General features: G+C 47.7%; 11 protein-coding genes and 1 pseudogene. 7 read left to right on the forward strand and 5 right to left on the reverse strand.

The genetic code is table 11. From position 1 onward, the window contains the following. Positions 1 to 177: 177 nt before the first annotated feature. The 4 genes from AC5YBZ_RS01450 to hemC are packed head-to-tail and all read right to left on the reverse strand — an operon-like array spanning position 178 to position 4,199. Complete coding sequence (locus AC5YBZ_RS01450) at positions 178 to 1,347, reverse strand: heme biosynthesis HemY N-terminal domain-containing protein (protein ID WP_494520278.1); 1,170 nt, start codon at positions 1,345 to 1,347, stop codon at positions 178 to 180. Continuing rightward, entirely contained in the window at positions 1,344 to 2,483 is a 1,140-nt protein-coding gene (locus AC5YBZ_RS01455; protein ID WP_494543328.1) for a uroporphyrinogen-III C-methyltransferase, read from the reverse strand. Before AC5YBZ_RS01455 ends, AC5YBZ_RS01450 begins: the two co-directional genes overlap by 4 nt. Before the next feature lie 49 nt (positions 2,484 to 2,532). Then, the gene (locus AC5YBZ_RS01460) at positions 2,533 to 3,264 is read right to left on the reverse strand and encodes a uroporphyrinogen-III synthase (RefSeq protein WP_475515178.1); all 732 of its coding nucleotides are present in this window, start codon (positions 3,262 to 3,264) and stop codon (positions 2,533 to 2,535) included. A 5-nt stretch (positions 3,265 to 3,269) separates the two neighbouring features. After that, on the reverse strand, positions 3,270 to 4,199 hold the full coding sequence (gene hemC / locus AC5YBZ_RS01465) for a hydroxymethylbilane synthase (protein WP_475515177.1): 930 nt from the start codon (positions 4,197 to 4,199) through the stop codon (positions 3,270 to 3,272). A 211-nt stretch (positions 4,200 to 4,410) separates the two neighbouring features. Here hemC and AC5YBZ_RS01470 point away from each other — a divergent pair. Then, a pseudogene (locus AC5YBZ_RS01470) lies at positions 4,411 to 6,832 on the forward strand (class I adenylate cyclase). A 38-nt stretch (positions 6,833 to 6,870) separates the two neighbouring features. Here the strand turns inward: AC5YBZ_RS01470 and cyaY are convergent. After that, the gene (cyaY, locus tag AC5YBZ_RS01475) at positions 6,871 to 7,203 is read right to left on the reverse strand and encodes an iron donor protein CyaY (RefSeq protein WP_475515175.1); all 333 of its coding nucleotides are present in this window, start codon (positions 7,201 to 7,203) and stop codon (positions 6,871 to 6,873) included. A 449-nt stretch (positions 7,204 to 7,652) separates the two neighbouring features. Between cyaY and lptM the strand changes: the two genes are divergently transcribed. Genes lptM through AC5YBZ_RS01505 form a run of 6 tightly spaced genes read left to right on the forward strand, consistent with a single transcriptional unit; the run spans position 7,653 to position 12,203 of the window. Next, positions 7,653 to 7,823 carry an LPS translocon maturation chaperone LptM gene (lptM, locus tag AC5YBZ_RS01480; RefSeq protein WP_494520273.1) on the forward strand — a complete coding sequence of 57 codons (171 nt, stop codon included), beginning with the start codon at positions 7,653 to 7,655 and terminating at the stop codon, positions 7,821 to 7,823. A gap of 2 nt (positions 7,824 to 7,825) precedes the next feature. Then, positions 7,826 to 9,070, forward strand: coding sequence for a diaminopimelate decarboxylase (gene lysA / locus AC5YBZ_RS01485; RefSeq protein ID WP_494520272.1), 1,245 nt, complete (start codon positions 7,826 to 7,828; stop codon positions 9,068 to 9,070). A gap of 45 nt (positions 9,071 to 9,115) precedes the next feature. Continuing rightward, positions 9,116 to 9,949, forward strand: a complete 834-nt coding sequence (gene dapF, locus AC5YBZ_RS01490; protein ID WP_475515172.1) for a diaminopimelate epimerase — start codon at positions 9,116 to 9,118, stop codon at positions 9,947 to 9,949. A 2-nt stretch (positions 9,950 to 9,951) separates the two neighbouring features. Then, on the forward strand, positions 9,952 to 10,590 hold the full coding sequence (locus AC5YBZ_RS01495) for a DUF484 family protein (protein WP_475515171.1): 639 nt from the start codon (positions 9,952 to 9,954) through the stop codon (positions 10,588 to 10,590). A gap of 4 nt (positions 10,591 to 10,594) precedes the next feature. Beyond that, the gene (gene xerC, locus AC5YBZ_RS01500; RefSeq protein WP_475515170.1) at positions 10,595 to 11,491 is read left to right on the forward strand and encodes a tyrosine recombinase XerC; all 897 of its coding nucleotides are present in this window, start codon (positions 10,595 to 10,597) and stop codon (positions 11,489 to 11,491) included. Then, entirely contained in the window at positions 11,487 to 12,203 is a 717-nt protein-coding gene (locus tag AC5YBZ_RS01505; RefSeq protein WP_475517059.1) for an HAD-IA family hydrolase, read from the forward strand. The genes xerC and AC5YBZ_RS01505 overlap by 5 nt, the downstream gene beginning before the upstream one ends. Positions 12,204 to 12,296 lie beyond the last annotated feature (93 nt).

Raw genomic sequence — 12,296 nt, forward strand, 5'->3', positions numbered from 1 at the left:
ATTGATGTCAACTGTTCGGCGGGGGGGAGAAATGAGTGCCAAAATAAGCTTTTGCAGTAAAAATAAGTAATCATCTGTTTTAACGGGGTTTACTTTTTACCTTGCCATAAGGTTGTTCATTCTTTAAACAAAAAACCACCATGAAGGTGGTTTTTTAGTTAAAAATAATATAAACAATCAGCAGTCACTAAAGGCGTTGCGGTAACTTTGTAATGCTGCGTGTAGTTCGCCAATATGCTCTTGAGCCGTCGCGAGAGCCAGCCAGCGATTTTTGGTGGGAGCTTGAAAGCATACTTTTCGCCACCACTTGAGTGATTCAGTAAACTCTTTGCTTTGATCGTAAAGGGTGGCTATACAGGCTTGATAATCTGGGTTTTCAGCATATTTATTTTGCAGATCAAATAGCTGCTTTCTTGCCTCAAGATCGACTGGAGTGACGATGGCTGTCATCGCGGCAAAAATATCCTGATCAGCACTATGCTTCAATTGCTTAAATAATAACTTTAAAGCCTCCTCTTTTCGCTCATAGCTCGCCAATCCAATGGCATATTGGGCGATAAATAGAGGTTGCTTACGATCAGCGCGGCTCAACCAGTGCCAAGCTTTCTCAAGCTCTTGCTCATTTTGCTCTGCCGCACTTTGTAGTAATGCCTTATTGGTTTCGGTGTTGAGTGCTTGAAACTCTTCTGCACTGAGCAAGCCGCGTTTACTAATGATAGGAAGCAGTAACTTGAGTGCGGGCCAATCTTGTTGAGCTTGATATAGCTCTAATGCCAAGCGGAGCAGCGGGGCTTTACTTTTACTGGTCGGATTGAGCTTATCTAAAACGGTTCTGGCTTGTTCGAGTTCGCCTTGTTGCATAAGGTAGCGTACTCGGGTCGTTTGCACGGCTTTACTGGCCTGAAGATCTTTTTCGGCCTCGAGTAAATAGTGATCGCGAGCCTCAATATTGTGTTGATGATGCGCCGCTCTTGCTGCTGCTAATAGATTCAGTGCCGGGAGTTCACCCTTGTTAGCCCCTTTAGCCATGGCCTGTTCTGCAGCGCTCCAATCCTCTTCTGCAAGGGCTAATGCGCCCTGAAGAGTATGTTTTCTAGCGGCTTTTCTACGCCATTTTTCCGGTAAAAAACGACTGCTTAATATTAAATTGAGGGTCCAAACCACCAACCATTCAATCAGCACCAAGGCGGCATAAAATAAGATGGCTGCAAATAGGGCGAACATCAGGCTGGTTTCTAGCTCATAGTCGCCAATGGCCAAATAAAGGTAGCCATTAATACCCGATAGATAAGGGCTGATGACTAAGCCAATTAAGATGATAACAAGGTAGACAAGCGCCTTAATCATAATGGATTCTCCTGCTCGCTTATCAAGCTCCCTCGTGTCACAAGTTGTTGTAGCAGTGGGGTTGATGCGAACTGGTTGATGGTTGGCGCTTGAACCTCCAAGGTGACCAAGGCATCTAAAGCGGCTAAGGTTTGCTCGGTTTTGCTATCGGCTAAATCAAAATACTGAAAAATCCACTTTCTTGCCAAGCGGATAGATTGACGATAGTTGACCTGATCTTGGCGCAATAACGCGAGTTGGGCTTGCAGTAATTTATTGCGAATATTTTCGACTAAATACCACTGCTGATCGGGCGCTAATAAGGGGGCCTGATCTGTGGTGCGCTTACGTATCACCACAAACTCCTCTATTAGCGCTTGCCATGATTTTGCTAAATTGTCTTGCCAATCATCCAGTGACTCTGTCATTGCCGATGAATCATCTTTGCTGCTTAATATTGATTGGGTACGATTTAATTTTAGTTTTGGCAACTTGTCTATCATGCTGTCTAAGGTCAGCACTGTGCCTGCAATATCAGTGGTTTTAATGGCGGCCACATTGCTCATATCTTGCGCTAATGCTTTACGCAGCGGCGTCAGCGAGGGATCTTTCATGGTTTCAATGCGGTCATCAGCGGCTTCGAGTAGGCTCAATGCGGTTTGAGGATCTTTTTCGAGCCAGAGTTTACTCCCTGCCATTCTAACTAAATACTTGGCTTCTTCAGCCATCCAATGATTGGGGTTTTGTTGAGCGAGTTTATTCACTTGCTCCTGCAGTAGCTGTTGTGAGTCAGTGATGCGGTTAAGCTTATTGGTCACCTCACGCTCTATCATACGTTGCTGCTGCTCTAAATGAGTGAGACGAGCGACAGGATCATCGAGGCGTTGCTGAAGCTGGGCCGATAAATCGAGCGCCTTTTGCTTTTGAATGGTTAACTCTTGGTATAGGTAGAAGCCGCCCGCTATCGTGGCGAACAGTAGCAATAAGATAAATACCAGGTTAAATAAAAATCCCCAAGATACTCCAGTCGATGCTTTAGGTTCACTCGTGGGTTCTGTCGATGATGACGTTGGCGAAGTCTCAGCAAATGTCGCCTCTATGCTGTCATCGGGCTCAGGTGTGGCGACGGTGTTGCTTTGTTGCGTTTTATTGTCCATTCAACAGATCCTTGAAGACGAAAGCCAGTATTGCAGGCGGCTAAAAGGTTTAAGCTGTTAAACCTAAAGCTGTTAGGACTGCATCGCTGTTGGCTGCTTTAGCATTAGTAACGTGTGTAAACCCGGCATTTATGGCTTGGTCATAAACCCGCGAGCTCGGCACTATAATATGACATGCGTGTAACCAAGCAAACAGTTCTTTGGGTACAAGTTGCATTAGATGGCTGAGAATTTGTCCACTGGTAACAACAATAGTGTCGATATTTTGCTGTTGCCAATCGTAAGCAATCCTGTGACTGAGCGGTGGGCATTCCCGTTGATAAACCTGCCAATAACTGACAATAGCACCTCTTTGGGCTAATTGCTCTGCCAAGGCTTCGCGACCACCGACACCACGAACTATGGTGATCTTCTGGCCATCTAAGGTTTGCAGTGAGGAGAGTGTCAATAGGCCCTCTGTCTGTTGGCAATCGGCTGGCGCCTCAATAGCATTAAGCCCTAGGGCTTGCAGTGCCAGGAAGGTGGCTTTACCAACGGCATAATAGTCGATGTTATCAGGGAAGTGATTGTTGAGCGCCTGAGCGGCATATTCCACTGCATTAGTGCTGATGAAGATAACGATATCGGCTCGATGAAAAGCGGTAATATCTGCTTCATTGTAGATATCATCGGTCGCGATGACTTCGAGTAAGGGGGTAACGACAAAAGGCACCTGTCGTTGACTCAGTGCCTCTATCATTGACTGATTGCGCCCTTCAGGGCGCGTCAGCAGTACTTTCATGTTGATTACTTAGCGTAAACAGCATCTAAGATGGTTTTAGCACCTTTAGCAAGTAGGTCTTCGGCTAGTGCAATACCCAAGGCTTCAGCATCGTTTCTTGAACCGACCGTTGTGCCTTCGATAATTTGGCTACCATCAGGGTTACCGACTAAACCGCGAAGGGTGAGGGTATCGCCCGATATTTCGGCAAAAGCGCCAATCGGCACCTGGCAACCGCCTTCTAAACGGGTGTTCATGGCACGTTCGGCTATTACGCGATGGCGAGTTTCTGTGTGCTCAAGTGGCGCCAATAAGGCTTTAACACGCTCATCATTAGAACGGCATTCGATGCCTACGGCACCTTGACCATTGGCCGGTAGTGAATCTTCAGCCGAGATAAAGCTAGCAATGCGATCTTCTAGCTTGAGGCGAATGAGCCCGGCAGCGGCAAGGATAATGGCATCGTAAGTACCGGCATCTAACTTGGCAAGACGAGTACCGACGTTACCACGCAGATCGCGAATTTCGAGATCTGGGCGAGCCGCACGGATCTGGCACTGACGACGTAAGCTTGAGGTACCTACCACTGCGCCGTGTGGAAGTTCATCAATGGTTTTATAGGTATTTGACACAAAAGCATCACGTGGATCTTCGCGTTCACAGATCACTTCCAGTCCTAATCCTTCAGGAAAATCAACCGGAACGTCTTTCATTGAATGCACGGCAATGTCGGCTAAGCCTTCGAGCATGGCTACTTCAAGTTCTTTTACAAATAGCCCTTTACCGCCCACTTTTGCTAAAGGTGTGTCTAGCATGACATCCCCCTTGGTGCTCATTGGCAGCAGTTCTACAACTAGCGCTGGATGCGCTTTTTCTAATTCGGCTTTTACAAATTCAGCTTGCCACATTGCAAGTGGGCTTTTACGTGTCGCGATACGAATGACGTTTTCAGACATGCTCGATATTCCATCAGAGGCCATAGTTGCGCTAATGCTAACATTGGTTTCAAACTTATGTAAGAATCGACTGTCGATTCTTTGAAGTGTACCCATTTGAATCGGGGTAACCCTCTCAATAAAGTGTGACCCGCTTCACATATGCTTGCTGTTTTTGTATTAACTGTTAGCATGCGTAAGTGGAATTAATTTGTAACAGGGTCACTAAACATTGAGTAACCAAGTGCATGATATCGAAACGGCTGAACGCTTAAACCAAGTTCGTTTTGCACGAGCTTTGGCGATACTCACCCCCTTGCAGCGCCACCTTTTCCATTTGATTCCTATGCTTTTTCATGGTCACAGCAGCGAACTCCCCGGTTATAACGGCCCCTTGACTCCCTTTGGTATTGAGCATTACACCCTAGACGACAAGGTGTTAGAAGCATGTAACGTTTTTGAGATCCCTATCCCAGAAAGCAGGCTCGATGAGTCAAGCGCGATCTATGGCGTATATTCCATGGGGAGCACGGCCACCTTTGGTCAAAACCCGAAAAGTGATATCGACATTTGGGTGGTGTATGACCCCAATTTGTCTCGTGATGAACGTCTATCGTTACAGCAAAAATCAACCCAATTGACCGCTTGGTTTGCCCAGTATGATTTTGAGGTCAATATCTACTTGGTGCACCCGAAGCAGTTTTTACTTTCAGTCAGTCAAGATGATGGCATCGCATCGACTATTGGCATTGAAAACAGCGGTAGCTCACAGCATTGGTTGTTACTCGAAGAGTTCTATCGTAGCCATATTTGTTTAGCGGGTAAGCCTGTTGCTTGGTGGCCGCAATCGGCGACCCCCAAGACACACCTATTTTTGGGGGATGTGAGCAACTTACCCGCGAGTGAATATTTTGGTGCTTCGCTTTGGCAGCTATATAAAGGACTAGATAAGCCCCATAAGGCGCTGCTTAAGGTAATGTTGCTCGAAGCTTATGCCAGTGATTACCCCGAGAGTCAGCTGGTCAGTGCCCAGGTGTGGCAGCGTACCTTGGCGGGGGATTTTTCCGCATTTAATGATGCTTACTTTCTATTGTACCAATCGATAGAGCGTTATTTAGAAAGTAAAAATGATCAACGCCGTCTTGAAATTGTTAGACGCTGTTTTTACCTCAAGTGTGGTATTAGATTGACTGTTGCCGATCACCCCAAAGACTGGCGTTATCACAAACTGCAGCACTTAGTTGAGTGTTGGGGCTGGTCTACTAACCTGCTAAGTACCTTAGATCAGTGCGCTCATTGGCACTGTGGACAACTGCAATGGTTTAACGAGCAGTTAAATGAATTGATGCTGGGAAGTTACCAAACCTTATTGCATTTTGCCTCGGTGAACAAGCTGAGTGAAAGCCTTAAGATCTCCGATCTCGGCTTGTTAACCCGTAAGCTACACACCTATTTTAGCGAAGATGACACTCAAATCACGCGGCTCAATTGGCTGTGGAGTGAGTCAATTGCCGAAACCGATTTAACCGTGGTGTATAGCCAGCAAACGCAAGACTACCACTTGTATCGTTGCACGCCTGAGTCGAGAAACTTTATGGCAAACCGCGCGGTATATCACTCGCCCAGCAAGGCGAAGCTATTGGCGTGGGCGGCATTAAATGGCGCTTCTACCGCCACAACCCATTGGTATGAGTTCAATGGTAGCTCGCATCAAACTAAGCGGTTAACCAAAGCGGCTCGGCGCTTACCGGCGATTTTAAAAGAGACAGAGTGGCGGGCTTCAAAACTCGATCTTTGCCAACCTTGGTACTTTCGTAAATTGATTTTTTTGATCAATTTCAATAGCGACCCCACCGTGAGTTGGCGTGGCCAAGAGATCATGGTCGATTATATGAATGCCAATATCTTTTCGCTGGGGCGTCAGCATACCAATATGCTGCAATCGTTAGACGTGATCTGCCAAAATAGTTGGGGAGAGTGGCATTGTCATCATTTTGATGGCAATGAAGCTATTTTAGACGCGCTGTCTTACACCAATCCTGGGGTGCAAAGGGCGCCCAATGAGGTACAAGTGGACGTGGTGAGCTGCTCTAGTCGCCTAGCGTCACAATTTGAGAAAGCGATAAGATTATTGGTGCAACGTGCCAACCGGTTAAGTAAACAAGCACAAAGCTCATCGACCATGGCCTACCCGCTAGAGGTCGGGGGGATAAAATACGGCTTGTTTTTTAACTCCAAAGGGATGAACTATAAAGACCTAAGTCAGGCATCTGCATTTTATCAGCGCCTGTCTAAACAGCGGATGTTAGAGCTGCCTCGGCCAGATTTAGGCAATGAGCCTTTTAGCAAAGTCCCGCAGGTGATCCAAGAGTTTGCCGCGTTAGGCGCGATTCAGTATTTCTTACGTCAGCATGAAGAGGGAATTGATGTGTATGTGCTGGATGAAAAAAATGAGCTTAATCATTACACTCAGCTGGGCACTAATATTGACGAGTTAGCCAGTCAGGTGAGCCATCACCATGCCTTTAACAAATCGTACAACGATAACCAGCGTTTTAACTTGCCACAGTTTTTTAGGTTGGTGCGCATCGATGGCCCAATTGCGCGCATTACCGTTTGGGGTCAGTATTGAGGAGGCGTCGGCGCAATTTTAGCGGTGCAGAGACGCCGCACCGCCATCGTGAGCTAACGCTTATAACTTAAGGGTTACATTACCTTGTCGACGAATAGACTCGACGACAAACGGCATAAATTCACCCGCATCACTGCGTTCATCAATCCACTTACCATCGACAAAAGAGAAATGGTATCCACCAAATTGAGTTGCTACCCAAATTTGATGCAGTGGCTCTTGTTTGTTGATCACAATTTTTGAGCGGTCCTGAAATTCCAGTTGTAATACGTTGCCTGATGCGTCGACATCGATATCAGCATCTTGCTCATCGATTGCATATTCTATGGCATCTTCTAGTGCGCTAAACATCTCGTCGGCGAGTTTGTGATACTCGGAGTCAGTCATTGCCATGGGGCATCCTTCAATGAAATGATTTTCAGAGTCAATATAGTAGCAACGCTATCCATTAGGCTCCATTGATTTTTATGCTAAGCGCGGTTAAGCAGTAAAAATATTCACAATGGCGGTCAAGAGGTGGATATCTGCTTGACGTTTTATAGCTATCTCTGCAAACATCACAAATAATGCATATAAACGCGTGTGGCTGGGCTGTTTTAGCCGATAAAGCGCCTGAGCCAAAGGCGGGTCGGCTGATTGAAAACATGTGGATTTTCAGCAGCTGAATCGCTTAATGCGTGAGTTGGTTATTTGGGGGTCCCCCCTGTGGCGCGCGCCATTAAATTAAATTGCTGGCGTAGGTCGATTAGCCATGTAGTATAGGGCGATACAAGCGTGCTAAATCGCAAACTGCGGCGCTGTTGTTGTGTCGTTTATCATCCCTCTAAATCCCGGAATGTCTGATGTTGAACAAGATGAAGTTGATGTCGTTACTGCTGCTAGGCAGTGTATTTATGGTGGCCTGCGGTCAAAAAGGCCCACTATACAAGGCCCCAGAGGTGCAAGATAACCAGGCTGAGCAAGCAACCCCCCAGTCTGAGGTGCCCACAACAACATCTGCAGTAAAGGAATAACCATGGATTATTTTCTGTATCAAGAGGGCACGCTCCATGCCGAGCAGTGTTCAGTGGCTGACTTAGCGCGCACCTATAGCACGCCGCTTTATATTTATTCACGCGCGACCCTTGAGCGCCATTGGCATGCCTTTGATAGTGCCGTGGCTAATCATCCCCACCTTATTTGTTATGCAGTGAAGGCTAATTCTAACTTGGCGGTGCTTAACGTGTTGGCGCGCCTTGGTAGCGGTTTTGATATCGTTTCAGGTGGCGAGCTGGCACGAGTTATGGAAGCCGGTGGTGACCCGAGTAAGGTGGTGTTTTCTGGGGTGGGTAAAACCGTTGCAGAAATGGAGATGGCGTTAGGGCTAGGTATCTATTGCTTTAATGTGGAGTCGGCCGCCGAACTTGAGCAGCTTAATGAAGTGGCGCTGCGTGTAGGCAAGATTGCCCCGGTCTCATTGCGGGTCAACCCCGATGTCGATGCGGGCACACACCCTTATATTTCCACTGGACTGAAAGAGAACAAGTTTGGTATTGCCATGGAAGAGGCCGAAGGTATTTTTATGCGGGCTCACCAATTACCTGGGCTAGAGGTCAAAGGGGCCGATTGTCATATCGGCTCGCAGCTGACCGAGATACAGCCCTTTCTTGATGCGATGGACAGAATGCTTGGGCTTATCGATCGCCTCGCCGAGCAAGGGGTGAAGATTGCACACCTTGATGTGGGCGGTGGCCTTGGGGTGACTTATGATGATGAGCAGCCGCCTGCGCCCAGCGATTATGCCGCGGCGTTACTCGATAGGCTCGACGATCGCGATCTTAAATTGATCTTCGAGCCGGGTAGGGCTATTGCCGCTAACGCCGGTATCTTTGTTACTCAAGTGCTTTATTTAAAAGAAAATAGTGACAAAAATTTTGCACTTGTCGATGGTGCAATGAATGACTTAATCCGCCCATCGCTGTACAGTGCGTGGCAAAAAATTATCCCCGTAGTGCCGCGTGCAGGGATTGAGCGTAATTACGATGTGGTTGGCCCTGTGTGTGAAACTGGGGATTTCTTAGGTAAAGACAGAATGCTCAATCTGCAGGCCAAGGATCTACTGGCGGTACGCTCATCGGGCGCCTATGGCTTTACTATGTCATCTAACTACAACTCTCGCCCCCGAGCGGCAGAGGTGATGGTCGACGGTGATAAGCATTATGTGGTCAGAGCGCGAGAAACCGTGTCGCAATTGTGGCAAGGTGAGCAGTTACTGCCGTAAACTATGGTTAATTCAGCTAGGTAAGCTATTTAAAGGAATATACTTTTGATCCAATTCTCCAAGATGCATGGTTTAGGCAATGATTTTATGGTGGTCGATGGTGTCACCCAAAATGTCTATTTCTCGCCAGAGCAGATAAAGCGATTAGCGGATCGAAATTTCGGTGTCGGTTTTGATCAACTTTTATTGGTTGAACCGCCTTACGATCCTGACTTGGACTTTCATTATCGTATCTTTAATGCCGATGGCAGCGAAGTGGAACAATGCGGTAATGGTGCGCGTTGTTTTGCCCGTTTTGTACGCAATAAAGGCCTCACCAATAAGCATAAAATTAAGGTCAGCACCGCATCGGGTAAAATTACTTTACGGTTAGAGCACGACGGTAATGTCACGGTGAATATGGGCGTGCCCATTCTAGAGCCAAGCCAGATCCCTTTTAGCGCCAAAAAAGCAGAAAAGACCTACTTACTGCAAACCCAGCGTGGCGATGAGATGCGCACCTTTTTATGTGGCGCCGTGTCTATGGGTAACCCCCATTGTGTGCTCGATGTTGATGATATCAGCAGCGCCGATGTGGAAGGCATAGGCGCGCTACTCACCAATCACGAACGCTTTCCCAAAGGGGTGAATGTGGGCTTTATGCAGGTGGTGGAGCGCGGCCATATCAAGCTGCGGGTATATGAGCGTGGCGCCGCCGAAACTTTAGCCTGTGGCAGTGGTGCTTGCGCGGCCGTGGTGGTAGGTCAGTTGCAAGGTAAGCTAGATAAGCGAGTGCGTGTTGATCTACCCGGTGGCACGCTCACTATTAGTTGGGACGGTGAGGGGACTCCCTTATGGATGACTGGCCCAGCAGAGCATGTGTATGACGGACAAATATAATAATGAATGATGCTATGAATACAAAAACACCGCTGCCTTTTGATGAGATTTTGATCCGCGAGTATCTTCTTGATAATCCAGATTTCTTTAGTCGTTACCCTGAATTGTTGTTGGCAATGCGTATTCCCCATGCGCAACGTGGCGCCGTCTCGTTAGTCGAACGCAGACAAGAGATGTTACGCAGCCGAGTGGCTCAGTTAGAAGAGGAGATCACCTCACTGCTGACCATGGCCTCGCGTAATGAGCAGATCTACATGTTTAATACAGCTTTATCGCTTAAATTATTGCAGGCCGCCGACTTAGGTGAACTAAGGCAGGTGCTCTCCAATGAGCTGCAGCAACAATTTCAATTTACTCATGTGCGTTTAATTACCGTGCACGATATCGACAGTGAGCTGTCGCATATTTGGAGTAACCGGTTGAAGCAAGGTTACTATTTTGGCCGTTTGACCCAAACAGAGTCTAAACGGTTATTTGGTAGCGAGGTCGGTTCGGTAGCCTTATCGCGTTTATCTAAGCAATGTGGTCAGGTGATCTTTGCTATCGCCAGTGCCGACCCGGTACATTTTCATCCTGAGATGGATAACTTGTTGTTAGACCAACTAAAACAGTTGCTCGATCACCTGCTACCTAAGTTGTAATGTTATGCACGTAGCAGACTGGACGGCGCGGTTTGAACGTTATCTCACCTCAGAGCGGCAAGTTTCTCCCCATACCGTGCGCAACTACCGCTTTGAGTTACGGCGGGTGCAAACCTTATTACCCCAAGGGCTGAGTTGGCACCAGCTGGATGGCGATCATCTGCAAGGGGTGCTCAATAAGCTGCATCGCCAAGGGTTAGGGCCACGCTCTATCGCTCTATGTGTATCGGCATTAAAACAGTTTTATCAGTATTTATTGCGAGAGTCGCTCGTTAGCCTCGATCCAGCCGCCCAGTTAAGTGCGCCTAAGCAAGGCAAGCCGCTGCCTAAAAACATGGACGTAGATTCGGTGACCCACCTGTTATCTATCGAGGGGGACGATCCTTTGTCGCTGCGCGATAAAGCGATGATGGAGCTGTTTTACTCCTCTGGGCTGCGACTCGCCGAACTGGCCGCGCTCAATACCTTGGATATTCAATACAGTGATTATCAGGTCAAGGTCATGGGTAAGGGCAGTAAAGAACGTATTGTGCCTGTCGGCCGTATCGCGATGGCGGCGATTGAGCAATGGCTGATGGTACGCGCGAGCTTACCTTGTGTTGATGACGCCCTGTTTGTTACAGCTAAAGGTAATCGTTTGGCCCATCGCAGTATTCAGGCGCGGCTGAATAAATGGGGGCAAGCCCAGGGCTTGAGCATGCATGTGCATCCGCATAAACTGCGTCACTCTTTTGCGACTCATATGTTGGAGTCGAGCGCCGATTTAAGGGCGGTACAAGAGCTCCTTGGTCACGCCAATTTATCGACTACCCAAGTGTATACCAGTCTTGATTTCCAACACCTTGCTAAGGTGTACGATGGGGCTCACCCTAGAGCCAAAAAACGAGGTGATAATGATTAGTGTTGCAATTCGGCCAACGGCCATCAATGCAATCAGCTTCGACTTAGACGATACCCTTTATGATAATCGTCCTGTTATGCGCAACGCCGAGCGTCAATTATGGGCCTTTTTAGCTCAGCAATACCCTAAGACACTGCAGTGGCAAGCCCAAGATTGGCAACACCTTAAGCAGCAACTAGTCATCGAGTCACCTTTATTAGCCCATGACACCACGGCGGCCAGACTCGTCACCTTAGAGCAAGGTCTACTCATGCTCGGTTACGATAGAAAAGTGGCGGCAATAGGGGCAAGAGAGGGCTTAGATTATTTTCGTTATCATCGCGCCGACTTTAGTGTAGCGCCCGAGGTGTTATCGATTTTACAGCAATTAGCCGCGCGTTATTGCCTAGTGGGGATCACTAATGGCAATGTCGATGCCGAGCAAATTGGACTCGGCGAGGTCTTGGAGTTTGTGGTGCATCCGGGTAATGGCACTCGTATGAAGCCTTATGCTGATATGTTTTATCAAGCGGCCACACGTTTAGCTTTACCCACTAAGTTGTTACTGCATGTGGGTGATAGCTATACAGCCGATGTGCAAGGCGCACGCCTTGCGGGTTGTCAGGCGGCGTGGTTAAACCCGGCAGTTGGCCGCGAGTCTCAAGTGGCAGGCTCTGGGCTGTTGCCGCACTTACACCTAACCGCCCTGAGCGATCTACTGCAGCTGGTTTAGCACTGGTATTAACTAGTTGCTTGTAAGTGAAAAATTAGTATTTCACCTACTCCATTACATTGTCGATTGATATGGTATTCAGGGAAAAAGCAC

The organism is Shewanella sp. 553 (assembly GCF_059338375.1).

Coding starts and splice junctions, on each gene's coding strand:
- xerC (WP_475515170.1), top strand. CDS start 10,595: ATGCACGTAGCAGACTGGACGGCGCGGTTTGAACGTTATCTCACCTCA.
- lptM (WP_494520273.1), top strand. CDS start 7,653: ATGTTGAACAAGATGAAGTTGATGTCGTTACTGCTGCTAGGCAGTGTA.
- AC5YBZ_RS01460 (WP_475515178.1), bottom strand. CDS start 3,264: ATGAAAGTACTGCTGACGCGCCCTGAAGGGCGCAATCAGTCAATGATA.
- cyaY (WP_475515175.1), bottom strand. CDS start 7,203: ATGGCAATGACTGACTCCGAGTATCACAAACTCGCCGACGAGATGTTT.
- lysA (WP_494520272.1), top strand. CDS start 7,826: ATGGATTATTTTCTGTATCAAGAGGGCACGCTCCATGCCGAGCAGTGT.
- hemC (WP_475515177.1), bottom strand. CDS start 4,199: ATGTCTGAAAACGTCATTCGTATCGCGACACGTAAAAGCCCACTTGCA.
- AC5YBZ_RS01450 (WP_494520278.1), bottom strand. CDS start 1,347: ATGATTAAGGCGCTTGTCTACCTTGTTATCATCTTAATTGGCTTAGTC.
- AC5YBZ_RS01455 (WP_494543328.1), bottom strand. CDS start 2,483: ATGGACAATAAAACGCAACAAAGCAACACCGTCGCCACACCTGAGCCC.
- AC5YBZ_RS01495 (WP_475515171.1), top strand. CDS start 9,952: ATGAATGATGCTATGAATACAAAAACACCGCTGCCTTTTGATGAGATT.